The 26200-nt window shown below is 52.9% G+C and carries 27 protein-coding genes and 2 tRNA genes; 12 read left to right on the top strand and 17 right to left on the bottom strand.

Features of this window, described 5'->3' with window-relative positions; translation table 11 throughout:
* Positions 1-14 precede the first annotated feature (14 nt).
* Entirely contained in the window at positions 15-1868 is a 1854-nt protein-coding gene (locus K355_RS0116305; RefSeq protein ID WP_028791675.1) for a phage integrase SAM-like domain-containing protein, read from the bottom strand.
* The gene (locus K355_RS0116300) at positions 1861-3240 is read right to left on the bottom strand and encodes a tyrosine-type recombinase/integrase (protein WP_022733221.1); all 1380 of its coding nucleotides are present in this window, start codon (positions 3238-3240) and stop codon (positions 1861-1863) included. Before K355_RS0116300 ends, K355_RS0116305 begins: the two co-directional genes overlap by 8 nt.
* A 184-nt stretch (positions 3241-3424) precedes the next feature.
* Here K355_RS0116300 and K355_RS25595 point away from each other — a divergent pair, with 184 nt between their 5' ends.
* From K355_RS25595 to K355_RS0116290, 3 genes are all read left to right on the top strand, one after another.
* A complete protein-coding gene (locus tag K355_RS25595) occupies positions 3425-3775 on the top strand; it encodes a hypothetical protein (protein ID WP_147250395.1) in 351 nt (116 codons plus the stop codon).
* A 201-nt stretch (positions 3776-3976) separates the two neighbouring features.
* On the top strand, positions 3977-4183 hold the full coding sequence (locus tag K355_RS0116295; RefSeq protein ID WP_022733220.1) for a cold-shock protein: 207 nt from the start codon (positions 3977-3979) through the stop codon (positions 4181-4183).
* Positions 4184-4309: 126 nt separating this feature from the next.
* Positions 4310-4981 (top strand): 5-formyltetrahydrofolate cyclo-ligase, encoded by a 672-nt coding sequence (locus tag K355_RS0116290; protein WP_022733219.1) that lies wholly within the window; start codon positions 4310-4312, stop codon positions 4979-4981.
* Between the two features lie 14 nt (positions 4982-4995).
* On the opposite strand, the gene K355_RS0116285 is transcribed toward K355_RS0116290, so the two are convergent.
* The 5 genes from K355_RS0116285 to K355_RS0116260 form a co-directional block, all read right to left on the bottom strand.
* Complete coding sequence (locus K355_RS0116285; RefSeq protein ID WP_022733218.1) at positions 4996-5388, bottom strand: GFA family protein; 393 nt, start codon at positions 5386-5388, stop codon at positions 4996-4998.
* Between the two features lie 177 nt (positions 5389-5565).
* Positions 5566-5639, bottom strand: a tRNA-Gln gene (locus K355_RS0116280).
* Between the two features lie 117 nt (positions 5640-5756).
* The gene (locus K355_RS0116275; RefSeq protein ID WP_022733217.1) at positions 5757-6317 is read right to left on the bottom strand and encodes an AbiU2 domain-containing protein; all 561 of its coding nucleotides are present in this window, start codon (positions 6315-6317) and stop codon (positions 5757-5759) included.
* Positions 6318-6344: 27 nt separating this feature from the next.
* Positions 6345-6596: a GIY-YIG nuclease family protein gene (locus tag K355_RS0116270; RefSeq protein ID WP_022733216.1), complete on the bottom strand. Its 252-nt coding sequence runs from the start codon at positions 6594-6596 to the stop codon at positions 6345-6347.
* Between the two features lie 115 nt (positions 6597-6711).
* A tRNA-Gln gene (locus tag K355_RS0116260) sits at positions 6712-6785 on the bottom strand.
* Between the two features lie 247 nt (positions 6786-7032).
* Here K355_RS0116260 and K355_RS0116255 point away from each other — a divergent pair.
* From K355_RS0116255 to K355_RS0116235, 5 genes are all read left to right on the top strand, one after another.
* A complete protein-coding gene (locus K355_RS0116255) occupies positions 7033-8223 on the top strand; it encodes a Ppx/GppA phosphatase family protein (RefSeq protein WP_240626496.1) in 1191 nt (396 codons plus the stop codon).
* A gap of 72 nt (positions 8224-8295) precedes the next feature.
* On the top strand, positions 8296-9102 hold the full coding sequence (locus K355_RS0116250; protein ID WP_022733213.1) for an RlmE family RNA methyltransferase: 807 nt from the start codon (positions 8296-8298) through the stop codon (positions 9100-9102).
* A 207-nt stretch (positions 9103-9309) separates the two neighbouring features.
* A complete protein-coding gene (locus K355_RS0116245) occupies positions 9310-9834 on the top strand; it encodes a PAS domain-containing protein (protein WP_022733212.1) in 525 nt (174 codons plus the stop codon).
* 229 nt (positions 9835-10063) lie between these two features.
* The gene (gene guaB / locus K355_RS0116240; RefSeq protein ID WP_022733211.1) at positions 10064-11530 is read left to right on the top strand and encodes an IMP dehydrogenase; all 1467 of its coding nucleotides are present in this window, start codon (positions 10064-10066) and stop codon (positions 11528-11530) included.
* Between the two features lie 201 nt (positions 11531-11731).
* The gene (locus tag K355_RS0116235) at positions 11732-13069 is read left to right on the top strand and encodes an RsmB/NOP family class I SAM-dependent RNA methyltransferase (protein ID WP_022733210.1); all 1338 of its coding nucleotides are present in this window, start codon (positions 11732-11734) and stop codon (positions 13067-13069) included.
* A gap of 224 nt (positions 13070-13293) precedes the next feature.
* On the opposite strand, the gene K355_RS0116230 is transcribed toward K355_RS0116235, so the two are convergent.
* Entirely contained in the window at positions 13294-13650 is a 357-nt protein-coding gene (locus K355_RS0116230) for a hypothetical protein (RefSeq protein ID WP_022733209.1), read from the bottom strand.
* Positions 13651-13940: 290 nt separating this feature from the next.
* Here K355_RS0116230 and guaA point away from each other — a divergent pair, with 290 nt between their 5' ends.
* Positions 13941-15494, top strand: coding sequence for a glutamine-hydrolyzing GMP synthase (gene guaA, locus K355_RS0116225; RefSeq protein WP_022733208.1), 1554 nt, complete (start codon positions 13941-13943; stop codon positions 15492-15494).
* Between the two features lie 105 nt (positions 15495-15599).
* Here the strand turns inward: guaA and K355_RS0116220 are convergent, their stop codons facing one another.
* The gene (locus tag K355_RS0116220; protein WP_022733207.1) at positions 15600-16349 is read right to left on the bottom strand and encodes an NAD(P)H-dependent oxidoreductase; all 750 of its coding nucleotides are present in this window, start codon (positions 16347-16349) and stop codon (positions 15600-15602) included.
* Between the two features lie 98 nt (positions 16350-16447).
* On the opposite strand from K355_RS0116220, the gene K355_RS0116215 reads away from it, so the two are divergent.
* Entirely contained in the window at positions 16448-17335 is an 888-nt protein-coding gene (locus tag K355_RS0116215; RefSeq protein ID WP_028791673.1) for a LysR family transcriptional regulator, read from the top strand.
* 31 nt (positions 17336-17366) lie between these two features.
* Here the strand turns inward: K355_RS0116215 and K355_RS25590 are convergent, their stop codons facing one another.
* From K355_RS25590 to K355_RS0116190, 6 genes are all read right to left on the bottom strand, one after another.
* Positions 17367-17519 carry a hypothetical protein gene (locus K355_RS25590; protein WP_155988748.1) on the bottom strand — a complete coding sequence of 51 codons (153 nt, stop codon included), beginning with the start codon at positions 17517-17519 and terminating at the stop codon, positions 17367-17369.
* 7 nt (positions 17520-17526) lie between these two features.
* Positions 17527-18279 (bottom strand): SDR family NAD(P)-dependent oxidoreductase, encoded by a 753-nt coding sequence (locus tag K355_RS0116210; RefSeq protein WP_022733205.1) that lies wholly within the window; start codon positions 18277-18279, stop codon positions 17527-17529.
* A gap of 171 nt (positions 18280-18450) precedes the next feature.
* On the bottom strand, positions 18451-18867 hold the full coding sequence (locus K355_RS0116205; RefSeq protein WP_022733204.1) for an MAPEG family protein: 417 nt from the start codon (positions 18865-18867) through the stop codon (positions 18451-18453).
* Positions 18868-19008: 141 nt separating this feature from the next.
* Positions 19009-19284: a hypothetical protein gene (locus K355_RS0116200; RefSeq protein ID WP_022733203.1), complete on the bottom strand. Its 276-nt coding sequence runs from the start codon at positions 19282-19284 to the stop codon at positions 19009-19011.
* A gap of 134 nt (positions 19285-19418) precedes the next feature.
* Positions 19419-19625, bottom strand: coding sequence for a helix-turn-helix domain-containing protein (locus tag K355_RS0116195; RefSeq protein ID WP_022733202.1), 207 nt, complete (start codon positions 19623-19625; stop codon positions 19419-19421).
* Positions 19625-20179: a DUF2975 domain-containing protein gene (locus tag K355_RS0116190; RefSeq protein WP_022733201.1), complete on the bottom strand. Its 555-nt coding sequence runs from the start codon at positions 20177-20179 to the stop codon at positions 19625-19627. Before K355_RS0116190 ends, K355_RS0116195 begins: the two co-directional genes overlap by 1 nt.
* A gap of 246 nt (positions 20180-20425) precedes the next feature.
* Here K355_RS0116190 and K355_RS25165 point away from each other — a divergent pair, with 246 nt between their 5' ends.
* Positions 20426-20884, top strand: a complete 459-nt coding sequence (locus tag K355_RS25165; protein ID WP_022733200.1) for an ArsR/SmtB family transcription factor — start codon at positions 20426-20428, stop codon at positions 20882-20884.
* Positions 20885-21071: 187 nt separating this feature from the next.
* Positions 21072-23477 (top strand): heavy metal translocating P-type ATPase, encoded by a 2406-nt coding sequence (locus K355_RS0116180; RefSeq protein ID WP_022733199.1) that lies wholly within the window; start codon positions 21072-21074, stop codon positions 23475-23477.
* 384 nt (positions 23478-23861) lie between these two features.
* Here K355_RS0116180 and K355_RS0116175 read toward each other — a convergent pair whose 3' ends face one another.
* Both K355_RS0116175 and K355_RS0116170 read right to left on the bottom strand, forming a co-directional pair.
* Positions 23862-24998 carry a DUF1513 domain-containing protein gene (locus K355_RS0116175; RefSeq protein WP_022733198.1) on the bottom strand — a complete coding sequence of 379 codons (1137 nt, stop codon included), beginning with the start codon at positions 24996-24998 and terminating at the stop codon, positions 23862-23864.
* A gap of 58 nt (positions 24999-25056) precedes the next feature.
* The gene (locus K355_RS0116170) at positions 25057-26187 is read right to left on the bottom strand and encodes an imelysin family protein (protein WP_022733197.1); all 1131 of its coding nucleotides are present in this window, start codon (positions 26185-26187) and stop codon (positions 25057-25059) included.
* Positions 26188-26200: the final 13 nt, after the last annotated feature.

The following is a 26200-nucleotide window of genomic DNA, read 5'->3' as shown; positions in this document are numbered from 1 at the left end:
GTATCGGATTCATTTCATTCAATCAGAATGGAGTGGGTGTTTTGAACATTGCGGGCTTTATGCCAAATGCTCTGATCCTGGAATTTGCTTACCCAATTGTTCAAAGCTTTTTGTACCGTTGACCAATAGAGCCAGCGACCTGGCGGTAAATCGTGACGCGCTTTTTCAATAGCATTTTGAAGATGAAGCAGTTGTACCAATGCGTGTGAGCATCCGGGGATCACGGCGGCGCGGGGACATAGCGGACACTCTCCCCATGCGGTACAGAGCTCTCCTGTAACCTGGGACGCGAGAGGAGAATCATACGGGTCCGTGCATTCAAACCCCGGCGTTGCGGCGCGACCAGTATTGTTTGGAAGATTGATGCGATCATCGGACTGTCCGGATGTCCGGATATATCGTTCCCGTCGGTTCAAAAGATTGCCCAGAGTTTCCTGTCTACGATGTCGGGCGGCTTCCGACACATAATGCGTTTCCGTTGTTTCTGTACGCCAATGATTGAGGATGGCCTGCTGAGCCTTGATATCTCCGTTGCTGAGTTGATTGACGATCTCCGATATGGTTGGGCGAATGCTCGACATGCTGAAATCAGGGAGTTTGTTGTCTGCTCGGAAAGCAGACAGAGCGTTTGGGAAGGTGCAAGTTGCATTTAAAAAATTACAAATCATGCCGTAGTTTCTGCCCTGAAATATGAAGAGCATGTCATGGTTGGGATCGTGCTCGGCATTTGGTAGTCGGCCGGTCAGCTTTTCGACATTGTGGAAAATGGTAACCGGACTATCAATCTCTGTGCTGTCTTGAGGATAGGTTCGAATCTGGTCTCCCCGCGCGCGTTTCTTCCCGCCGACCACCCGATATCTTGGCGATAATTCGGAACTTCCTTTCAGCAAAGGACTTTTTCGAATATCCGATTTGCAGAGTGCCAGTACGGTTTCCGGGTTGAAGGCGGTTCTGATCGCCATCATCAAGACAAACGGGACTAGAGAGCGCTTCGTTGCATAGAGCCACGGGGCGATACCCTTAATTCCTCCAAAAAACTCGATCTGTTTTCTTCGGCCATCGCAGTCAGCAAAGAATTGTTTGCTGTTCATCACATAGCCATCATACTGATCTTCAATCACTGCCAGTAATGTCTCAAGCTTGTATTCGGTAGGCGACGCGCCAGCCAGAAGTCGTTCTCTGCCAGCCTCGATAAGGTCGTTTCCTTCTTCGCATTTGCTCATCCATGTCTGCATCTCTTTGATGCAGGCGCGTTCAATGTTCACAAGATCGGTGATAGCCAAAATGGGTCGATGAGAAACTTGCTCGTTCACACCAGGCCACGGATTTGGCTTGATATAAGCATCCCCGGGCACTTTGCTTGCATATTGTGGATTTTGTTTAAGATAGCGCAGCACAATACGAAGTGGGGAGATTAACCCGGCTTTTGTTTTGCTTGTGAGCTGTTGGGTATCGAGCCAGAAAATATACGCGTTGAAAAGAGTTGTGGTCAGATCCGAGAGTTCAAAATGTGTTTTTCTGTACTCGCAAAGGAAAGTAAAGAAGCGATTGAGAGCATGAACCTTGTTGGCTTGGGTAGAGGGACCAAATTTGCGAATATGAGAAAAAATTGCAGTGGCGAACGGAATGGACAGATGTTCGGCTCTGAGCCAGTCGTCACTGACCTTGATTTCTGCGCTGCCACGGTTGGACTTTCCGGAACGGGGACAGTTCAGCGTGAGTTGTGAGAGTTTCCCGTCAGGAGACAGCCTTTTAATAATTCCATATTGTTTCTCTTCCTTGTCCGACCCTGCCAATTTGTCGTCTGCGAAATTTGGTACCGCAGGACGATGCGAGAGAAAAGACCTGTCCATGCGCTTTCTAACCATCGCGGAGCGCCTTGAGATAAGTATTCAGAGTATCTGTCATGAGTGCTTCCCGAATTTGTACACTCCGCAGATATGTATTGATTGTTGTCGTTATGTGACTATGTCCAAGTAATGTCCGAAGGCTAAGCCAGGGTTCTGCTTTGCCCGCGCGAACCAGTTCAAAATACATGGTAACCGCAAAGGTATGACGCAGGTGATGAAAGCTGTGCAGGGCTTCGGGGCGTGCTGCCGGGCCTCTTGTGCCGTTTTGATGGGGGAAGCGCACAAGACCGGCTTTCAGGACCGCGCGCTGAAAGTGGCGCCAGATGGAATGTGCTGTCAGGGCTTCACCCGGGTTTCTTTTTGCATGGACGTGATTGACAAAAAGAGTCTCGACAGGCGTTTTCGCGCATCGCACTGCTCGGGCCCGTTCGGTTTTTACGTAATGTCTCAGGTCGTCATAGATTATGCTTAGTATGATAACAGTGCGCGGCTTCAGGCCTTTGGTTTTATACAGAGGCAATGCGACATTGCTATAGCTGCTATCTTTCTTGAGATTTTTGTATTGTGACAGAGTGAGGCTGGCACATTCGTCAAGTCGCATGCCGGTTGCGACAGCAAGGCTGGCGATGAGCCGGTCTCTGCATGGACGACAATCCGCTTTGTTTCCAGGGATTGAACCAAGTTCGGCGAGTACCCGTTGTAGAGCGTCCGGAGAAAATGCCTCTGCTGTCTCGCTGTTATAGGTTCTCGGAAGCAGTTTACTCGTTTTGACTCTATTGTCGCCGGTTCGGATATGCGCCATCGAGGTAATTGCATAATTTCGGGGTTTGATGCGTTCTTCGTAGAACTCTTTCGTATCAAATTCAATCAAACCCTGTCTGGTTGCCCATTCATAAAAATCCACTATGGTGCTGAGCCGACGGCGTATTGTTGTTGTCGCGTATTTTTTGCCGGTTTTGGGCGATGTGCTGCATAAAAGCTTGTCGCGATACAATTCGATGTCATCGAAACAAACAGTATCCCAGTGCTGTTGAAGCAGGCCCAGATATGAGAACCACTCATACAGGTCATAGGTTAAAGCTGTTTGTGTGTTTCCTACCGACGGAATCCTCGCGGATCGGACGCATTTGTCATGGAGATAGAACAACACGGGCTCAACAACCCTGCCTCCGTCGCGAACAAGATAGTGGAAACCCGCAGGGAGACTGTAACGTTTTACCTTCTCCCACTCGGTATCGCAGGTAATCGTTGCAGGGCGTACGATATCCGTTGCTTTGGCAACTGTGTAGTAGGGGGCTGACAGCATCCTTCCCTCTTTTCGATGTTGGAAGATTGGCTGGTGTCTGTCATTCCGGGGCTGTAACGGCAGCCTTGCCTGCAGCGCCAGCATGCTGGCGCTGCAGGCAAGGCTTCTGGCACTTTGGCAGTTAAACAGGTTTGTTGGCAACAAAGATTGTAGATGTGAACGGTGCCTTTAATGTCATATAACAGAGTTTGATAACACCATCGCCGCAGCTAGCAGGGTTCGTTTTGAATTACGGCTGTTTACTCTTGCTGGTGTTGATCTGACGTTATTGCCAAATGTCGAAATTGGCATCCTTGCTAATTTGCCAAGACCAAAAGTGCCTTTGACGTCTGAGATTATTTGGCATGATCTGAGCAGTCTTGAGCAATCTGTGGATTTGCTCTCGGCGGGGCGTCTTGATGCAATCGTAGGTGATATTGCCCATATTCGAATGTATGACAATATCAGTATTGTTCAGGCTGACCTTCCCCCTGTGATAACCATAAAGTTGGCTCTTATTTGTCGAGACACAGAACCCTTGCGTGAATTCGTCGGCGAATTTGATTCATCTATAGGTGTGTCAGGTTTTCGGCATTCACAGTCAGATGAAAACCGTTATACGGTTTTGAATGCCTGGTAGCGAAAAAAGAACTTCATACATGAATCCATTGCACTAAGGCCAAAATTCGGTAATTATTGAAACAGTGCAGTACATCTTGCCGGGGCATGGTTGCCTTCTGGTTGGGGGAAGTTATGCTCTTTCCGGGTGTGGTGCAGGGACTGTTTTCTAGCACTTCCTCAAAAGGGAAATGCGCTTACTAAACTAAGGACGACGACGGATATGGCTACCGGAACGGTTAAGTGGTTTAATGCGACCAAGGGTTATGGCTTCATCACCCCTGACGAAGGCGGCAAAGATGCATTCGTGCATATCACCGCTGTTCAGCGTGCTGGTCTGCAGGGACTTGATGAGGGTCAAAAGGTTGAATTCGAGCTGATTGAAGGTCGTAACGGCCGCATGTCGGCAGAAGAACTCTCCATCGGGTAATTGATTTGGATTGCAGCTTTTGCTGACAACCGTTAACGCGCCGGGCTTCCGGCGCGTTATGCGTTTAAAGGGTTTTGTTGTAGGGTGTCTGACCAAAGACACAAAACACAGCAAGTATCCATTCTCATGAGCCTTGATCTTCCCAGTGCGCCGGTCGCAAAAGATGCCAATAGTCAGGCCGAATGGCGCCATGCCGTCAGGCGTGCTTTGCTGGGATGGCGCTCCGCCCTTGATGCGGCCACACACCAACATTTATCACATCGGGTTCAGGCGCATTTCTCCGAATTTCTTGAAAACCGTTCCGGGGCTACTGTCGGGTTTTACTGGCCGATCCAAAACGAAGTTGATCTGCGTCCGGTGATGGCGCGTCATCTTGAGGTGGGCGGCAAGGCTGCCTTACCAGTTGTGCCGGGCAGGGACCAGCCCATGGTCTTTCACGATTGGACCCCCAAAACAAAAATGGCGCCTGGCTTCGCCCGAATTCCCGAGCCGCAAGGAACCGAGGCGGTTGCTGTGCATGTTTTGCTTGCACCCTTGGTGGGCTTTGACGGGGCAGGGTATCGGTTGGGCTATGGCGGTGGATTTTTTGACCGCACGCTGGCGGATATGAAACGCCGACCCTTGGTTGTCGGGATCGGGTTTGAGGCCACCAGACTTGGCAATATCATGCCCCATCAATATGACGTGCCGGTTGATGTTTTAATTACAGACCGTGGTATTCAGACCGTCAGCGATCAGGCACTGCCGGTCGAGGACAAGACCGATCAGTTATCGCCACCGTGTCATCTGAGTACCTGAGGCTCGGGCAGATTCTATTCTTCTGAACGGTCTGTGTTGTCGCGATCACGGTCATAGTGCCGATGGATTGGAAATGCTGGCAACCAGGCCTCGCGGCGGATGGTCCAGAGTTCATAGGTTGGTTTTAAAAGGTCCGGGTCATCAAGCGATCCAAGGTTGACCTCGATCTCATCGTCACTGCGTGAAAAAACGGATGATCCGCAGTTGGGGCAGAAATGCCGCTCCTCGTAATCGTGTGTTTCACCTTCGACCGTCACCGCGTTCTCTGGAAACACCGCTGATGCATGGAAAAGCGCACCATGATGCTTGCGGCAATCCATACAGTGACACAGCCCTACCCGGTACGGGGCACCTATAGCCACAATTTGCACCTTGCCACACAGGCAACCACCGGTGAAACGGTCCATGCGGGTTCTCCTCTTGGATCAAGCGAGCGGTGCCATTTTGATCAACAGAACCGCTACAACGATGGCCAATCTGGTCGTTGGCCGTTGATCATTGCTTTAAGACGAGCAGCCGTCAACGGAACAAACGTAATCACTGCGTGGTGCTGAGAATGAGGATAGTTGGTGGGGTAAGAAAGTTGGCTGGGGAACCTGGACTCGAACCAGGACTAGCGGAGTCAGAGTCCGCGGGTCTACCATTAACCTATTCCCCAGCAGGGTGAACAAAAGTTCTGGCCCGTTGGTGGCGTGTGAATTAATGGATCAGGTTTGGGTTGTCAAGGCGTGAGTAGTAAGGCCGACTAAGAAAAGTGCCGTTGTTACAGGCCTTTTTATTTGGCAGCAGATTTCAGCAATGAGATTAAGTCCTGGACATCGCCTGGTCCCGGTGAAGACCTGAAATCAAGCGGGCCGATACCGATAGCACGTCCTGCCGCATCACAATAATTTTGCAAGTGATCAAAAAACTTAGTTACGTCGTCTATTGTATGTGCGCCCACAGGCTCGTCCTTCATGACTGTAGCTGTATCAAGGTGTGAGATAAGGCGATTCCGTGCTTCAATAATAAGCTGCCGATAGAGCAAAATACCATCGGCATGACGTGCAATCTCCGAATGAAACAACCCCGCTTTTTTCAGTTCATCGTTCAGATATAAAATGGTGAGATTCTTCCTTTTTCCGGTTCCTGCGGGGTCTGTGATCTTGCAGGCTTGAAGAAAGATGTATTCTATCAATATGCGATTAAGGTCGCTGAAGAAAATAGCAGCACTATTATGCAATGTTTGCGCTGTTTTCGGGCCACTCTCAAACAGATCTACATGCGTATTATAGCATTGGCGAAGCCATATGCATTCAGCGCGAAATGCCTCAAAAGTTGTTTGTAGGCTTTGCATGTTTCTGTTCGTCCATGATTTGGAATATCAAAAATGCTTTTTGCAAAAGGCGCGACCTGAGCCGGATTTGAGATACTTTTCGAATGCAAAGGCTTTGTCGGTGTTTTCAAAGCCAAATGTATTGACGATTTTCCATGGACCGTAAAGTTCGGTGTGACGTGATCCAGAATCAGATTGTCCGGCATTATGCCGCTTCAATCGTTCTGCAACATTATGTGTACAGCCGATATAGAATTTTTCCGGAAATTTCAGGCTTTGAAGGATGTAGACGTACTGCATGGTTGGATACAACCGCCTCCGCCAAGGCTATGGCGTGTCAGCCTTCGCCATTTTTGCATTTCTGCGCAAGCATTGTTATCTGGCCTGCCAAGCCGAAGCCCGATAGGGCGAAGGCTGGCTGGGGAACCTGGATTCGAACCAGGACTGACGGAGTCAGAGTCCGTAGGTCTACCGTTAACCTATTCCCCAACAGAAGTCTTACACACCGTAACACGCGATGTGCCGTGGTGTGGGGCGGTATTTATAAAACCGGATGGGCTTTGGCAACCCCTTTTTTGTCAGAAGCGGCTCATCCATGTGTTTCTTGCATAGGGCATTTGCCTTGTCAGCGATTGTCGTTACACTCATATAGCTGATTCGCAAACGTGTCATATAATTGACGCGTTGATGCGCGACATAGATAGATCGTTGGTCACAGAAAGCAGGTTTTGGAAAGGTGAAGCAGGTTCATCCTCATAGCAATTCGCAAGGGGCCGTAAGCTCCGATGGCGGCGCTGCGATGGGCGAGCATGCCGTGCTTGAAGTGCGCGAAAAACCTGTATTGCCAAAACCGGGCACCACGGTTCACACTGGAACACCGGTGGGAACATCGTCGCGCATGATCGATTGCATTACCGCCCCGCTGTATGCCGCGATTGATCTGGGCAGTTCAAACTGCCGGCTTTTGGTTGCGCGTCCGTGCAACGATGGTTTTAAGGTCATTGATGCATTTTCGCGGGTTGTTCGCCTTGGCGAAGGGGTGCGCGAAAAAGGTTATCTTTGTGAGGCGGCAATGGATCGGGCGATTGATGCATTGCGCGTGTGCGCCAAAAAACTGCGCAAGCACCCCGGCGCAAGTTTGCGCGCCGTTGCCACAGAAGCCTGCCGTTCGGCAAACAATCGTGACGATTTTATTCAACGGGTACGTGATGAAACCGGCATTTCGCTTGATATCATCAATCCGGATGAAGAAAGCCGTTTGGCGCTTCAGGCCTGTTCGGCACTTCTCGATGAACGTCCCTATGCGGTGGTCTTCGATATCGGTGGCGGCAGTACCGAGATTTGCTGGATCAAGGTGGATAACACCGGCAAGACCCAGTGTATTGAAACATTGTCGATGCCGTGCGGAGTGTTGTGTCTGACCGAACGTTATGCCTCGGTCGAGGAACGCCGCCAGCGGTTTGAGGCAATGCGCACCGAAATTCGCGAGCGGCTCGAAGAATTCGCCAGCCGCAATTGCTGTTCGGATATGCTTGATGACGACAAGGTACAAATGGTCGGCACATCGGGAACGGTGACGACCTTCTGCGGCATTGCACTTGGTCTGGAACGCTATGAACGTCACAAGGTTGACGGATCAGATTTGCGATTTGATGACGCTGAACGCGTGACCGAATTGTTGCTGCGCATGGAATCAGACAAGCGCAAAGGCCATCCTTGCATTGGCAATCAACGTGCCGAGCTGATGGATGCCGGGGCAGCGATCTTTGCTGCGATTCGTGATATCTGGCCGCTGGCGACGCTTAAAGTTGCCGATCGGGGCCTGCGAGAAGGAATTCTCGTCGATTTGATGCGTGCAGACGGCCATGCTATTGACCCGTGCGATGCACGCCGTCATACAGTGTCGCATATTAAAGCCAACTCCTGACCGGACATCGTCGATTTGTTCGATGACACCGACAGGACGCTGGTCAACACAGAATTCAGTGCAGGAAATATCATGAGCGACAATAGCAGCGGAAAAGGCGGTTCACGCCGTCGCAAGGGTTCGGCCATTGCCGCAATTGATACCGGCGCACGCCGTGGCCTGCGTACACGTGTCAAAAGTGCCAAGGGGCGCAAGATTTCATCAACCCGCTGGCTCGACCGGCAGCTCAATGACCCCTATGTACAAGAAGCAAAACGTCTTGGCTATCGGTCGCGCGCGGCGTTTAAGCTGATTGAAATCAACAACCAGTTTGATTTGCTCCGCCCCGGAATGCGCATTGTCGATTTGGGCGCTGCACCGGGTGGCTGGACCCAGGTTGTGGTCGATATGGTCGGCTCAAAGCAAGGAAAAGGTCAGGTCGTTGGCCTTGATATCCTTGAATGGGAAGGTTTGTCTGGTGCGACCTGTCTACAGGCCGATTTTCTTGATCCGGCAGCACCCGACATGATCAAACACGCGCTGCAGGGCCCGGTTGATGCAGTGATTTCCGATATGTCACCGGAAACCACCGGGCACCGCCAGACCGATCACATTCGGATCATAGATCTGGTCGAACATGCATTGCTGTTTGCCGAGGAAGTTCTTGCACCGGGCGGTATTTTTATCGCCAAGGTGTTTAAGGGCGGCACGGAAAACGACCTTTTGAACCGTGTGAAAAAGAACTTCCGCGTTTCCAAGCACGCCAAACCACCGGCATCGCGCCCGGAAAGCCCGGAAGCCTATTTGATCGCGACTGGTTTCCGTGGGCAGAATAATGCCGAAAACGACATCAATAGCGCAGAAATCCCCGAAGACGACAATTGGTCGCCGGTTGAATAGTACGGACTAATTCGCCGGTTTCCGGCGTGGCGGCCTCGTCACGCACATCGTGATTAATCGCAAATGACGTTGCGCTATATCAAATAGTTTCGTGTCGATTGTGGGTTACACTTCTTCCAAAGTGGGTGCGCTTGGTCACAGAACGTCCAAGCGTTTTGACGATGTTTTGGTTGGTTCCATCTGACCAGAATTCGCGGGGGCTATTGGATGAAGCACGATCAGTTGTTTCTTACGGGTGTCGAACGTTATTTCGATGATACCGAAATCATCGTCTCAAAAACCGATACCAAGGGGCGTATCACCTACGCCAACGATGTTTTTCTGCGTGTCGCAGGCTACAGCGAAAAACAGTTATTGGGCCAACCCCACAGTATTATTCGTCATCCCGATATGCCGCGATGTGTTTTTTCATTGCTGTGGCAAACGGTTGCGGCGGGGCGCGAGATCTTTGCCTATGTGATTAATCGCTGTGCCAATGGGGATCATTACTGGGTTCTGGCCAATGTAACGCCGACCATCGGCCGGGATGGCAAGATCATCGGATATCATTCCAATCGCCGGGTGCCGCGTCGTGATGCGCTAAAACAGGTGATCCCGCTGTATGCAGCCCTGTGCGAGGAAGAAGAGAAAGAACGTAACCGTAAGGAAGGCATGGCGCGCAGCACGGCAAAGCTGGGGGCGCTTTTGGCCGATGCGGGTGTCGATTACGATCAGTTTGTTTTTACCCTGTAAGCCGTTTGTGTCGAGCAGCTTGGGATTTCCAGACGCTTGACGGTTTGCGAGTGTTTGGGAAAACAAAAAAAGGGGCTTGCCTGACGGCAGCCCCATCGACCAGTTTCTAACGCAACGCACAAAATATTGCAGCAATAAATTCGCAGGGCTGTTATGGGCGCAGAAAACTTGGCATATAGGTCATAACGTGTATAAGTTCCGCGCCAACTCAGATTAACGAGGTGGCCAGATGACCCGCATAGCAGAAGCCCTGACGTTTGACGACGTATTGATCAAACCCGCCGCATCCGAAGTGTTGCCGGCTCAGGTGCAGACAAATACCCGCATTACCAAAAAGATTGACCTGAAAATCCCGCTGCTTTCCTCGGCTATGGATACCGTAACCGAAAGTGCGATGGCGATTGTGATGGCACAGCATGGCGGCATGGGGGTCATTCACAAGAACCTCGATATTGTCCAGCAGGCCGAAGAAGTTCGCCGAGTGAAGAAGTTCGAATCGGGCATGGTGGTGAACCCAATTACCATTCATCCCGATCAGACGCTGGCTGATGCGCTTGATCTTATGGACATCAATCACATTTCCGGTATCCCGGTTGTCGAACGCAGCACAAACAAGCTGGTTGGCATCCTGACCAACCGCGATGTGCGTTTTGCCTCCAATCGCGCGCAGCCGGTTTCCGAACTGATGACCTTTGAAGGTCTGGTCACGGTCACCGAAAACGTAAATACCGAAGAAGCCAAAAAGCTTTTGCACCAACACCGCATTGAAAAGCTGCTGGTGGTTGATGATGCCTATCGCTGTACCGGCCTGATCACGGTCAAGGACATCGAAAAAGCCAAACTGCACCCGAACGCCTGTAAGGACGACAGTGGTCGTCTTCGCGCGGCAGCGGCAACCGGTGTTGGCGAAGCCGGGTTTGAGCGTGCAACGGCCCTTATCGAAGCGGGCGTTGATGTTCTGGTGATTGATACTGCACACGGTCATTCCTCTGGTGTGATCAAGGCTGTTGAGCAGATCAAAGCAAAATTTGGCGACATCCAGATCATTGCCGGTAACGTTGCCACCGCCGATGCGGTCAAGGCGCTGTCTGAGGCCGGTGCGGATGCGGTGAAGGTTGGTATTGGCCCCGGGTCGATTTGTACGACCCGTATTGTTGCAGGTGTTGGCGTTCCACAGCTTACCGCTGTTTTGGAATGCGGTGAAATGGCGCACAAGCTTCATATCCCGATCATTGCCGATGGCGGCATCAAGTTTTCCGGTGATATCGCCAAGGCCATGGCCGCAGGTGCAAGTACCTGCATGGTGGGCTCACTTCTGGCTGGGACCGACGAGGCACCGGGCGAAGTTATCCTGTATCAGGGCCGTTCATATAAATCCTATCGCGGGATGGGTTCGGTCGGTGCGATGGCACGTGGCTCAGCGGATCGCTATTTCCAGGAAGATGTGCGTGACAACCTGAAACTGGTCCCCGAAGGCATCGAAGGTCGCGTTCCGTACAAAGGCCCGGCAGGTCAGATCATCCATCAGCTGGTGGGCGGTCTTAAGGCATCAATGGGTTATACCGGTTCGGCAACCTTGGCCGACTTCCGCGCACGTGCAGAGTTTGTTCGCATCACCAATGCAGGCCTACGCGAAAGCCATGCCCACGATGTGACCATCACCCGCGAAGCCCCGAACTACCGTCCGGGCAGCTAAGTGCGGGCTGCTTTTTGATTGGCTGGTCTGCCCTGCATTTTGATGTGGTTGGCGAATGGTTAAAGCCATGATATGAGCGGCAGACAATTTTAGGTGACGGCAGGCTTTCCTGCCGTCATCAGCTTTTTTATCGTAAGGTGAACATTCCGGTCCCATATAGGGATCGTTGATCTCACCTCGCAAACAGGTTGGAAAATCGTTTTGAAACCCGGTGCTCGTATCGCGGCCGTCATTGAACTTTATGACGGTTGGACCCATACCAGAGACGACGCAGATCGCGTTGTATCAGGCTATTTCGGATCACGCCGTTATATTGGCGGTGGCGATCGCCGTGAAATCAGCGAACGTTTTTATAACCTGATCCGGCATCAGGCCCGTCTGGGCTGGTGGCTGGCAGAATGTGGTTATGAATTCCAGGACGGCCGGGCGCGTATGATCGCCGAGCTTGTCTTGAAGGACAATTTGAAAACGGACGATCTTGAAGACCGTTTCACCGGCGAACAATTCTGCCCGGAAATTCTTCATCCCAATGAAAAACACCTGATCAACAAACTATCGGGCAAGACGCTTGATCATGATGGGCAGCCAGGGGCTGTAAAAACCGAACTGCCAAAATGGCTGTATTCGGAACTTCTCAAGCTCCATCACGAAAACCTGCCTGAAGAAATGGCGGCTTATAATAAGCCCGCCAAGCTTGATCTTCGGGTTAACCGTCTGCGCGGGACTGTCGATGATGCCATCAAGTCGCTTGAGGCGGACGGCATCAAGAACATCAAAAAAACGCCCTATGCGCCAAATGGTCTTCGGTTGCCGCTGGGACTGAACATGCTGGTGACGGCGGCCTATAAGGATGGCCTGATCGAAATTCAGGACGAAGCATCGCAAATTTGCGTCAATATTGTTGATGCCAAGCCGGGTATGACCATCCTTGATATGTGTGCGGGGGGTGGTGGCAAAACCCTTGGTATTGCTGCTGACATGCGCGGTAAGGGCCGTATCCTTGCCTGTGATACCCACGCCGCGCGCCTTGATAATGCACGTAAGCGTGCGCGCCGTGCCGGGGCAGGCGACTGCATCCAGCAACGCATTATTTCTGATGAACGCGACACATGGTTGCGCAGCAAATCCGGGTTCTTTGATCGTGTCTTGCTTGACGTTCCGTGTTCGGGCCTTGGTACGTTGCGCCGTAATCCGGCCCTGCGTTGGCGGATTGGTCAGCGCGATGTCCGTGCGATGATGGCCGAACAAAGCAAAATCCTCAAAGCCGGTGCCGCACGTGTGACACGTGGTGGTCGGTTGATCTATGCGACCTGTTCGATCATGCCCGAGGAAAACGAACGTCTGATCGAAACCTTTATGCGTGATCGTAAGGATTTCAAACCGGTTCCGATCAGTGACATCTGGCCCGATGCGCCAAAATCCGTGCCGGTACCGGGCGGTAAAGACAAGCCATGGCTACGTCTGTCGCCCAACGTGCACGGCACTGACGGTTTCTTTGTCGCGGTGTTTGAACGCACGGCAAAAGGCAAGGCAAAGTAATGATGCTTGTGGTTGCGGCATACTCCCAACGATCCTTGCCCGCTACCGCCCTTACTCTGCCCGACCTTATGACTTTGGCTCTGACACATATAAAAAAGGCCCTGCGCGCATCTGCCGCAGGGCCAGTTTTATTTTACCGTGAACGCGCAGTTGCGTTGAAGATATCTTCTACAGTCTGCTCAGGCAATCAAACCAAACCCGTCTCTGAAAATCAGACAGAGAGCTTATTCGGTCTTCTGGGCTGGTTCGTTGGTTGCGCCGTCTTTGGTCATGGCATCGTTGTTAAGCAAGTTATTCATGCCCGGAACCGCACTACCGTCTTCTTCGGTCTGTGGGCTGGCTTCAGCCTTGCTGTCTGCCATCGGATCGGACTTGGGCTGTACTTCGCCGATTTCCGCATTCGGTGCCGGGATTTTTGGGATTTTGACCGCACCGGTCGCATTGCTGGTTTCTTCGGCGCCGATAATCGCAAGCGGATTGTCGCCTTTGGACTGGGTCATGGCAATGGCGGTGGCGGCACCGGCCACAAGAATAAGACCCGCGACGGCAAGTGCGACTTTACTACCCTTGGAATTGCTCATGGTTATGTGTCCCTATTTCTAATCAGTGTTGATGTGCTCATACGTGGACGCGTTGTTGACCGCGTTCCGTTAAAGGCGAATGTGCCTGCCCATTGCGCTTTAAAAAGGGACCAATTGTGTATTTTTCAGGGGACAAAGTGCTCAAAAAGGTCGCAATTATCCCCAAACACCCGGTTTATGGGGGAAAGTTTTTTGAATGCATCGGTGGGTGACGGTTTGCGCCGGGTTGCCCATAACGATGGTTTGGCGTATGTACGGCGCAACCCCATCTTCGACGGAGATACGGCCCGATGACTGATCGCGTGCTGATTATTGATTTCGGATCCCAGGTCACCCAGCTTATTGCACGTCGCGTACGTGAAAGCGGTGTCTATAGCGAGATCCACCCTTTTAATAACATCTCGGATGAATTCCTGGATGAATATGCCCCCAAGGCGGTCATCCTTTCGGGGGGGCCGGCGTCTGTCCATTGGGACAAGGCACCATCTGCCCCGGCCCGTGTGTTTGATCTTGGCGTGCCGGTTCTGGGCATTTGCTATGGTCAGCAGACCATGGTCAATCAGCTGGGCGGCAAGGTTGCCACATCTGACCACCGTGAATTTGGTCGCGCCTTTGTCGATGTGATCGAAGATTGCGCGCTGTTTACTGGCACTTGGGCCGAAGGTGCACGCGAACAGGTCTGGATGAGCCACGGCGACCGCGTTGATGCGCTGCCTGATGGCTTCCGGGTTGTTGGCAAATCCGATGGCGCCCCGTTTGCCGCCATCGCCAATGATGACAAAAAATTCTATGCCGTGCAGTTCCACCCCGAAGTGGTCCATACCCCGCATGGCGCACAGTTGCTCAAAAACTTCACCCACGGCGTTGCCGGGTGTTCGGGCGACTGGACGATGAATGCCTATAAAGACGATGCGATTGAAAAAATCCGCAAACAGGTCGGTGATGGCAAAGTCATCTGCGGTCTGTCGGGTGGTGTTGATAGCTCCGTCACCGCGGTTCTGATCCACGAGGCCATTGGTGATCAACTGACCTGTGTGTTTGTTGATCACGGTTTCATGCGCTCGGGCGAGGCCGATCAGGTCGTCACCCTGTTCCGCGACCATTACAACATTCCACTGGTCCATGTGGATGCCACTGACACCTTTATCAATGCCATCGAAGGTGAAATTGATCCGGAAACCAAACGCAAAACCATCGGTCGTCTTTTCATCGAAACTTTCGAAGAAGAAGCCAAGAAAATCGGCGGTGCAGATTTCCTTGCACAGGGCACACTCTATCCTGACGTGATCGAAAGCGTGTCATTCACCGGTGGTCCGTCGGTCACGATTAAATCCCACCACAATGTCGGCGGTTTGCCAGAACGCATGAACATGCAACTGGTGGAGCCGCTGCGTGAATTGTTTAAGGACGAAGTCCGTGACCTTGGCCGTGAACTGGGCTTGCCTGACAGCTTCGTCGGGCGTCATCCGTTCCCGGGGCCGGGACTTGCGATCCGCATTCCCGGACAGCCGATCACGCGCGAAAAGCTTGATATCCTGCGCAAGGCCGATGCGATTTACCTCGAAGAAATCCGCAACGCGGGTCTGTATGACGCGATCTGGCAGGCCTTTGCCGTGCTGCTGCCGGTACGCACCGTTGGCGTGATGGGTGATGGCCGGACATATGACTATGCCTGTGCGTTGCGCGCGGTGACCTCAACCGATGGCATGACGGCGGACTTCTTCCCGTACCCGCCAGAACTTCTGGGCCGCATCGCCAACCGGATCATCAATGAAGTCAACGGCATTAACCGTGTCACCTATGACTTCACCTCCAAACCACCCGGAACCATCGAGTGGGAATAAGTTTTTCGAAATCGGAAGCGACAAACGGCGCGTCCCAAGGGGCGCGCCGTTTTGTTTTGATACGTTAAGCCCACTCACGATGGGCGATGCAGTGTACGGAAATGCTTAAAGCAGTGCTCGCCCATCAACATCCCAGTCCTGCCACCCCGGAAAGCTTAGCGGTTTTGCATTGTCAATCTGCGTCACATGTTCCACCCAACCATCAAGCAAAGCTTGCTGGTGGCGTCCAAGCGCATCGCTTGATTGATAGCTGTAACCATGGCCTTGGACACCGTACGCCGTAAAGGGGGGCAGGACCGTAAAACCCATATAATGCAGCGAATAATGTATGGGCCACAGCAGCGTGTCGGGATCGCCACCACGTGCGCCGGGGCCAAAGGCCTGCGCAGGCGCACCACTGGTCATGGACACAAGGGCGCGCTTGCCCCGGAAATACCCGGCGTCATAGCGCATCTTGCTGCTGTATAGACCTCCACTGACAAACACCCGATCCATCCATCCTTTCAAAATGGCTGGCATGCCATGCCACCAAAGCGGGAATTGCAGAATAAGCAGATCGGCCTGCTCAAGTCGGTCAATTTCGCGGGTTACATCCGGGGCAAGTGTTCCGCCCTTATAGGCATGTCGCTGTTCGCCAAGCGGGGCGAAAACATCCCGATTTTCACGGTCTTGGTAATGGCGGGGAGCCTCGACAGGATCGAACCCCTCGGCATAAAGGTCGGACACTGTGACCTCGTGCCCGGCACGGCGCAGGACATCACCGGCTTTCTGCGTCAGGCTGGCGTTAAAAGAGTGTGGTTCCGGGTGGGCATGAACAATCAGGACTTTCATGATGCGCCTTTCGGTGTGGGTCATTACCGGGTTTCTTCCGGCTTTACGGCGGGTTGGCGGCATCCTATGATTATTCATCTGTGTCGGTAAATTCTATGAATTTGGCAAATGAGTTTGCAAAAATGAACAGTGATCTTAACTGGGATGATCTGAAAATTGTGCTGGCGATTGCCGAAAAGGGATCGTTATCAGGGGCGGCACGCCATTTGGGGGTGAGTCATGCCACGGTGTTCCGGCGCCTGAATGATCTTGAGGAACATCTTGGTGTCGAGCTGTTCCTTCGTGACCGTCGCGGATATCAGGTCACGACCGCCGGACAGGAAGTTGCCGACAACGCACAGGACATTGCCACTGCAATTTCCGCTGTCGAACGCCGGGTGATTGGCCGGGACTTGAAACCATCGGGCACGGTCAGGCTGACCACAACCGATACGTTGCTCTGGGGTGTCCTCAGCCCAATACTGTCACAGTTTCGGAGCACATTTCCCGATATCGCGCTTGAGGTCATTGCATCGAATAATCTTTTTGACCTGTCGCGGCGCGAGGCCGATGTCGCCCTTCGTCCCGCGACAAATCCGCCAGAAATTCTTGTCGGTAAAAAGGTTGGCGTGATCACGCAGGCCATCTATCGCCATCGTGACTTGCCCGTCGATGAGGCGACCAACTGGGTCGGCCCGGATGACGCCATGGGGTATCCACCGTTACGTAACTGGATGGATCAAAATGGATTTCTGGCACACTGCGATTATCGCTGCGATACGATCATGGGCATGTTCGCAGCCCTTCACAATAAAGCCGGGCAGGGCATTTTGCCCTGTTACCTTGGCGATGGGGCGAAAGAACTGATCCGTGTTGGTGATCCGATTGACCCACTTGCTACAGACCTCTGGCTTCTCACCCACCCTGATTTACAACGAACCGCGCGCATCCGTGCTGTACTGGATTTTATCGACGATGCGATGCGCCATTTGGCGCCGAAATTGGGCGGGACGGCGGTGGAAACCGATTAATAGACAGATATGGTTTCGCCCGCCGAAGCCCTTAGTTGGGCGGAGGCCCGTCGGACCCGCAATCATCCGTCGAATTGCACGCATTAGATAGTGCCTGTTGCACACTGCGCTGCCAGTTAAAGGTCAGACAGGATGACAGTGACACTGTTGCAACAATCAGGATCATCAGGCTAAACGGGCGCATTTAAAACTTAGCTCCTAAGCGCTGGCAAACCGACACCGACATTTTCAAAGCCACCATCAGCGGCGATGATCTGTCCGGTGACAAAGCTTGCCTTGTCCGAGCACAGAAACGTAATCACCTCGCCGATTTCGGTTTCATTGCCATAGCGGTTAAGCGGCATGGCATCGAGATAGGCCGAGATGATTTCCGGTGAATGCACCGCCATCGCCAGTTTGGTTTTCACAGGGCCAGGGCAGACGCAGTTGGAACGGATGCCATATTCGCCAAGCTCGGCCGCCTGTTGCTTGGTCATGTGAATAACCGCAGCCTTGGATGTGCCATAGGCGACACGAAGGGTCGATGCCCTAAGGCCGGAAATCGACCCGATATTGACAATCGCGCCCTTGGTTTCCTTGAGTGCCGGAATGGCGGCCTGCGAGATCAGAAACACCCCGTCAAGGTTGGTGTCCATAATCCGGCGCCATGCGGCAAAGTCGGTTTCCTCAATCGGCAGAAAGTCGGCAACCCCGGCATTGTTGACCACTGCATCAATACGCCCGAATGCGGACAGCACCGCATCAACCATCTGGTCAACCTGCTTTGGGACTGAAACGTCACACACAAACGGTTTAGCGTCGGACACATCAGCAGATGCAGATTTTAGCTCATCCCCGTCACGATCAATCATCGCCACGTGCCAGCCCTGTTCGATAAACAGCTTGGCAGTTGCAAGTCCGATCCCGCGTGCGGAACCCGTGACCAAGGCTACTTTCTGCGTCATTCCAAACGTCCTTTCCTGTAACATTCCCTATCACCATGGCATTTGGCCATCGGTGTCGGTGCTGTTATCTCGTGCGCACCTGTTGTTGCCCCATTTAGGCAAATCAAACAGGGCACGGCAAGCATCAGATCAGGGTTGGTTGCGCAAATCTGCTATTAAACCAAGAGGGTTCTAGTAAATGAACAACTGAGCCGCATAAACCAGCATCGAAATCACGCAGATGAAATAGACAATCGAGCGCACACCGTTGATGCCCGGAAGCCTGCTGATGCCTGCGATGTAAAAAGTCGCATGCGCCAGACGGCAAAGCAGGAAGACCACTGCACAGGTAATCGTTGCCGTGTTTGATATGCCTGTGACATGTGCGGTCAGGACAATGATCGCAAAGGGTAAAAGGTTTTCCAGATGGTTTTGATGGGCCCGCAACCCGCGCGCGGCCAAGCCGCTGCGTTCAGGCAGGTTATCGCGATTGCCCATCAAACGTTTGCCGCCGACACCGGGTTGCTTGGCATAGGCATAATTATAGCCCCAAGGAAACGTCAGGCAGAGTATTGCATTGAGCACAAGAATTGAAAGTTCGTAGGTCACTGGAAATCCAAATTTTACGGGTGATGAATGCCCTACGTAATATGCCCGACAATTGGATCAGTTTGAGGGGATCTAAGTCACATGCCTTGGAGTGCGCTAAGTCCGGTGTAAGTGGATCAGACGGGTTATATGGACACTAGGTTAGCGCGGATGTTTGTTTGAGATCATGTCTTCCCAAACCTGTTGCAGGCGACGGTTGGCCGCGTGAAACCGGGTAACTTCGGCCTCGGACGGATTGGGGGCGTGATCCTTTATCGCATTCCACGCGACTTCCATATCATCCCATGCCTGAACCACTTCGCTGGGCAGTGGTTCAATGCCAGTTTCCGAGTTCTTGCAATGTGCAGCCAGACCAAACTCCCAGTCCTTGAAAGTCTGTTGCAGTTTTGCGTGCTCCGGGATCGGGCGCGGCGTCATGGATGCCTCCTTTGAAAATGGCTGTCACCTATGACATAGAAGTCAATGATGACAGCCAATGTCGGATCAAAGGCAATTTCATGGCATGAGGGATGCCACACTCGTCTTCAGTGCTTGAAGGAGCTTGGCGTTTATCAGGGTTTCTCAAATTCAAGAAGATCACCGGGCTGGCAGTCAAGTTCCTTGCAAATGGCTGCCAGCGTTTCAAACCGCACACCGCGCACTTTCCCCGATTTCAAAAGCGATAGGTTCTGTTCGCTAATGCCGATTTTTGATGCTAGGTCCTTGGACTTCATTTTGCGTGTTGCCAGCATCACATCCAGCCGGACAATGATGGCCATCAGACAAAGCTCCGGTTTTCGGCATCAATACGAACCGCTTCGCCTAGGACCCAGGCAATGACGATGATCAGCCCGCCAAGGAAAAGTGTGCTGGCCTCGGCATTGCTGAGGCCGATGGATAAAACGCGCTCGCCTTCCGGGCGGTGGAAGGTGGCAAGAACCGATGTTAGCGCCCCGGTCACGGGCTTGATCAGAGTTTGCGCCAAAAGCGCGATGCCAAAGGCCTTTAAGTGCAGGATCGGTTCAGGGTTGAAGATGACGTCGCGGGCAAAGGCGACAAACATTTTGTGCAGGCGATAAAGCCCATAGGCCATCACCAGCGACGGGATCATCATCACTGCCATCGTGACATATTTCTGCCAGCCCGACAGCGCGTGAAGTTCGGCAAGGCTGATCGTCATCTGACTGGTGCTGACCTCGGCCCAACCCGGCGCGTACCAGATAAGTGGAACGACGCAAATCTGAAAAAGAATTGCTACAGCACAGGCCCAGTGCAGGAGTGTGCTGACCATGCGGACACGTTTAAACGTGTTAGATGTTGACGGGTTTGGCATGTGCGGGGCTCCTGATAGGGTGACTTCGTAATATCGCGATTTAATTAATGTAAAACATTAATAAATTATCGAAAATAGTCAATCATGATTCTCGAAAGACCAATTCATAAATGCCAAACAATGCTCGTTGAATGGCCTACTGCCGTGGAAAACAGGTATTTCAAATCGGCTATTCTTGGGCGCGATTTTTTGTCTTGCTGTATCGTTCCCCTTGCCACCGGGGGATGGACGTGGAAAATAGGGGGTATGTCAGAAAGCAAAGCCGCACCCCGTAAATCCGATGCTACACCTACGTCTGCGACCACAAAAGATGGCGCGGATGTAAATTGTGATGAATGCGATACTGCGGCCCGTCTTGGCCTGAGTACCGAGCAAGGGGCGGCTGTCACGCGCGATGCATCGCGGGCCATGGGAACGGATTTATCCTTGCCCCATATTGAAGCGGCGGCGAAAATCTTTTCGTTATTGGGTGATGCCGGACGTTTGCAGCTTGTTCTGCGCTGCATTGAAAAGCCCCAAACCGTTGGCGAACTGGCCGACGCAACCAATATGTCACAATCGCTGTGCAGCCATCATTTGCGTCATTTGCGCGATCAACGGATTCTGGCTTCTGAACGCCGTGGGCGTCATATTTTCTATCAAATCGATGATGAGCATATCTCGCGCGTGGTGCGCGATGTCTTTGCCCACGTGACCCACGACTGATCTGCGACACAGACTTCTGGTTTGACCTTGGGATTGTTTTTCCTGTCACCCTTTCGGTGGGTGGCACTGTTTGGCGTGTCAGATCGGAACATTCAAATATCGGTTTGAATGTTCTTGACAGATCAATACATGAATCATAGTTTGAATATAACATATGAATGAAATTTTGATCTTTACGAGGTAACAGATGTCTTTCATCGCGAAATGGGAAGATGTTCCGGCGATTGGAAATTGCGCACAGTGCCAAACGGCACTTGTTGACGCCTTGCGCACGGCCTTGCCCAATCAACAGTTTGAAAGCGACGGGCAGGGCGTAAAGTCACAGCATCCCCTTGATGCCGATGCGTCGATCGTTGCCAACGATGTTCTCAGCACGCATGCCAAGCACGTATCGCATTATCACTGGCAGGTATCGGGCATGGATTGCGGATCCTGTGTGTCAAAGATCGAAACTGCCTTAGGTAAAACCGCCGGTGTTACCTGCGTTGATGTTTCGATGATGCGCGAAACCGTCACACTTGGTCTTGACGACGGGGGGGCTGAAACGCGTAACACGGTGACCCAAACCTTGAACAAGCTTGGCTACCCGGCACAGGAAAAATCGGCCAAGGGCGATAAGGCTTCGGCGGCCAAAGGTTGCTGCGCGGCGAAATCAAACACAGATGCCCCGACAAATGTGAATGCGCATGGTGATGCAACAGGTCAAAGCCTGCTGCGCCGTTTGGCACCCTGGTCCTCGGAGAATGATGAGATTGCCTTTGCGGTGCTTTGCCTTGTAATCGGTGGGCTTATTGGTGTCGTGATCCCTGTAACTGCCCCCTATGCCATGTCGGTGGCCTCTGTACTTGCGGCTGTGCCGGTGATGAAAAAGGCCTTCCGTTTGGCGCAAAGCGGTGCGGTTTTCTCGATCGAGCTTCTGATGTCGGTCGCTGTCCTTGGCGCGGTTGCCATTGGCGAAAGTCTTGAGGCCGGGATGGTTGTCGTGCTGTTTGCCATCGGTGAACGGCTTGAAGGTGTTGCCGCCGGGCAGGCGCGTAAGGGGGTGAAATCCCTGATGAAGCTGACACCCGAACAGGCGCGCCGTGTCGTGCAAGGTGGCTTTGAAGATATCACACCGGGCGACCTTACCCTTGACAATATTGTTGAAGTCCGTCCGGGTGAACGTGTCCCGGTCGATGGTGTTGTTGATAAAGGTGCGGCAGAAATTGATAACAGCCACCTGACCGGGGAATCTGTCCCGGTCTATAGCGAGGTTGGTGCGGAAGTCTTTGCCGGGGCCATTGTCACCGACCGTCCGGTGCAAATCCGTGTCACCCGTGCCGCTGGTCAGACGATGCTGGATCGGGTGATTGAGCTGGTCGAACAAAGCGAAAAACACAAGGCACCTGTTGAACGCTTCGTTGCCAAATTCGCCCGCATCTACACGCCGATCATTATGGCACTGGCGGCATTGACCGTGGTCATCCCGCCAGTTCTATTTGGGCAAGCGTGGGAAGAATGGATTTATCGCGGTTTGGCCTTGCTTTTGATCGGGTGCCCTTGTGCGCTGGTGATCTCAACCCCGGCGGCGGTGACTTCCGCACTGGCGCGTGCCACCAAAATTGGTTTGCTTGTCAAAGGTGGTGCTGCGCTTGAGCTGATTGGTGCCGTGCGCACCATGGCATTTGATAAAACCGGTACTCTGACCGAAGGCAAACCAAAACTGGCCGCGATCAAGACCGCAGACGGATACGGCGAAAACGGCGTTCTGACGATTGCCGCCGCCCTTGAAACGGTCACATCCCACCCCTTGGCCCGTGCCGTGGTTGCCGCCGCCCAAAGCCGTAATCTTGATCTGCCGGTGATTGAAGACGCCCGCACCATCGCAGGTGCCGGGGTGGAAGGCCGGATTGATGGCACGCTGTATCGGGTTGGCGCGGCCAAACGGTTGGATGTGACCCCGGATGGGAAAACTGCCAAATGGCTGTCTGATCAGGAAGAAGACGGCAGTACCGCCGTCATTGTTCTGAAAAATGATCAGATCATCGGCGCATTGGCGCTGCGTGATACGGCACGTGGCGACGCCAAATCCGCCTTGGCCGAACTTAACAGCCTTAACATTACCCCGGTGATGTTAACCGGGGATGCCAATCGGGTTGGTAAACGCATGGCCGCCGATCTTGGCATCGACTACCGTGCGGAGTTGCTGCCCGAGGATAAGTTGAATGTTCTGGCCGAACTGCGTGATGACCCGAAACGATCCGGTCCGGTGGCGATGGTGGGCGATGGCATCAATGATGCCCCGGCCCTGAAATCGGCCGATGTCGGGATTGCGATAGGGGGTGGTACGGACATCGCGCTTGAAGCCGCCGATGCGGTGGCGGTGCGTGATCGTCTTGGTGATGTGGTAAATCTTGTGAAACTGTCACGTGCCGCGCGCCGTGTCATTCGTGAAAACATCACGATTGCCTTGGGGCTTAAGGCAGTCTTCTTGGTGACATCCATCACTGGCCTGACTGGCCTGTGGCTGGCCGTTCTGGCCGATACCGGCGCAACCGTTTTGGTGACGATCAATAGCCTTCGGCTGTTGATGGCGCTGCGTGGTTCGAAATAATCAGGAAGTGTTATTCTGTCCCTGAAAGGAGAAAGCGGCGGTTATCGTTTCCCGCATCGATAACCACCGCTTACCACCTTGAGAGGCCTACGGGGAGAGAGGACCCGTAGGTGAGAGACAAGCCATTTTGGGGACAAAATGCGAATGGGTTTCATTCGCGGGCTGTGTCGAGACCTGTTATATGGCAGGAAAAATCATGGCGCAAGTGAAAATCGTTATCAATTGCATAAAAGTTTTAGTTGAGTATTCATTGATGTAAATATCCCGACAAAAACAGTCGGGTAAATATAAGGTTTTCCGGGCCATGCAGCCTGAAGAACTATGGAAAACATTATGTTTTGTGCGGTTTTTTGTGGTGTTATCTTATGCCGAGATATGGCGTCATCAAATCGCAATACGCTGCAAATGATTGTCCCAGCGCAGGCTTTTGTGCGAATCGTCAGGCAATTCAACCCGTTTGCGGCGAATCGCATCCATTCGCCAACCATTGCCAAGGCCGCTGGTGTTGACGAACTCGCCCGCACGGTCTGTTGCCGACAGGCCACAGCCATCCGGTGCTGCAATATGGGTCAGGAAGTCAGATGTTTTTGCATCCCAGAACGTGACGATACCGCCGCGCGGGCAGGAAATGCCAAAGACCTGACCGGATGCATCAAACCGGACTGATCCGCAATACTGGCGCATGCGCACCTGAACCGTATCAGGGGCTTCCATCGCCCGGATTTCCTTGCCCGGACGATAGGTGCCAACAAGCGGAACTTCGTCGGTTAGCCCGCCATGATACTGGAATCCAACCGCAATCGCGCCATCTTTGGCGACATCAATGTGACGGATGGACAACTGGTGCCAGTCCTGTTTGAGGGATGCCTGATGCATAAGTGCGCCGGTTTTGCGATCAATCACCGACAGGTTTGGTTCCATGGTCGCAAGATTAAGCGGCGTGCGTCCGTCCTGATCGGGGTGGGTATGTAACCCGCCATTGGCAACCGCAATCTGATCGCCACCGGGCATCAGATGCAGCTCATGCGGCCCCATGCCATAACTGTCAAATTCCGCGACCCGGCGATACCCGTCATTGGCATCCCACACAGAAATCACGCCACGCTGATGTTCGAAATCGTTTTCACTGACATAGAGAAACCGGCCGTCGTTGGAATAGATTGAATGGCCATAAAACCGGCGGTCTTCCGGGCAGTGCAATTTCGCGCGGACATCACCGGTATGACGATCAAGGATCAGCGCATATAACCCCGGGCGACGCTCAACCGCGGCCACATCAACATGATTGGGGCGCAGGCCAAGGTCATGACCGCGACCGGGCAGGGGCTGTTCAAACAGGATTTTACCAGCGGCATTAAACGCGCTGACATAATAGTCGTCATGATCTCCGGCACTGGCCGAGATATAAGTGGCGCGGTCTTGCGCTGCTGGTGTCGCTGCACGCGCAAGATCAAGCGGCAATAGGGTAAAGGCCCCGCCAACCCCCATGAGTTTTAAGAACTCGCGCCGTTGATGTCTCATGCCAGTGTCTCCAATCCAAGAATGCCTTGTTCGCCAGATGTGTGAAATCCAACGGGCGTCAATCACCATCAAGGGCGTTAAATCCACCGCCAAGATTGGTATTGCCGCCAACATCGTTTTCAACAAGCGATGTCAGAAAATCAATCTGGCCCCGAAGGTCGACCAGTTTCTGATAGCCATCCGGCTGATCAAGAAGTTCCGTAAGTGACGGCGGCAGGTCCGCAAGAGTGTCTTGCACGGTTTGCCAGTTCAGGCGAAACGACCGGTCCAGCAGGCTGCTGTCAATCAGGGCGGCCAACCCTTTACCTTCTTCGCCAGCATCCCCCCACTGGCCGTCATAAATGGCAAGAAGCCCGATCAGGTTATGGTGGATGTTGCGAAGCGACCGCTTGGATGTTTCGCTTTCACCCCGGCTGGCTTTGGCGTCTTTTTCACTGTCGCCCAACGGACGGCCAAGTTTCTGGGTCGATATGATCAAAAGCCCTTCGTGCAGGGCACGATAAAGATCGGTCGCGGCAAATTTCGCTGTCGGATAATCCATGCTCTCGGGGCCCGCCGTGCGCATGGCATCTGCAAAGCCCGGCCATTCACCGCGCAATTCATCGGTGATGGTGACAAGGTTGGCGGCAATTGCCGATCCATACTGGCACAGGAAAACGCCATCTTCACTGGCGGTGATCAATGCGTCGCTATGCTCGTCATCAAACAGAACTTCTTCAAGGGCAGGAAAGCCCTGTAACGCCGCACTGGCTTCGGAAAGTTTGACTGGATCGGTAAAGGCGACAGGTTTGTTAAACATCAATTTGCGGAATTGACGCGTGGCCGTACCATGTTTGTCTGGCCAGTATTCAATGTGCTGGTCCCGGCCGTTGGCCACCAACGGTCCCATGCGCCAGGGCTGAATTTCCTGCCAGATGTCCATGGCAGCGTGAAAGTCACCTCTGACATCCGAAAGTCCGTCCGCATCCGGGGCAGAACAAAAATTCGTCAGGCCATCGGCCAAGTCCACCGTCGCGTCGTTCAGGGCATCCAGCTTGGGCGGCATCACCGTTGTCAGCAGGTGCTCAAGGATCGGTCGATAGTCTTCATCGGGAATGTCGGCATATGCCTTTGGGGCGGCGGTACTGATGATCAAGGCGGTTGCCATCGTCAGCAAGCTTGTGGTGCGCCAGCATAATTTTAAGGACATGTGTGTTTTCCGA

The sequence above is a fragment of the Thalassospira lucentensis MCCC 1A00383 = DSM 14000 genome (genome assembly GCF_000421265.1).
GTDB classification, from domain to species: Bacteria; Pseudomonadota; Alphaproteobacteria; order Rhodospirillales; family Thalassospiraceae; genus Thalassospira; species Thalassospira lucentensis.
This window is presented reverse-complemented; position numbering and strand designations above follow the sequence as displayed.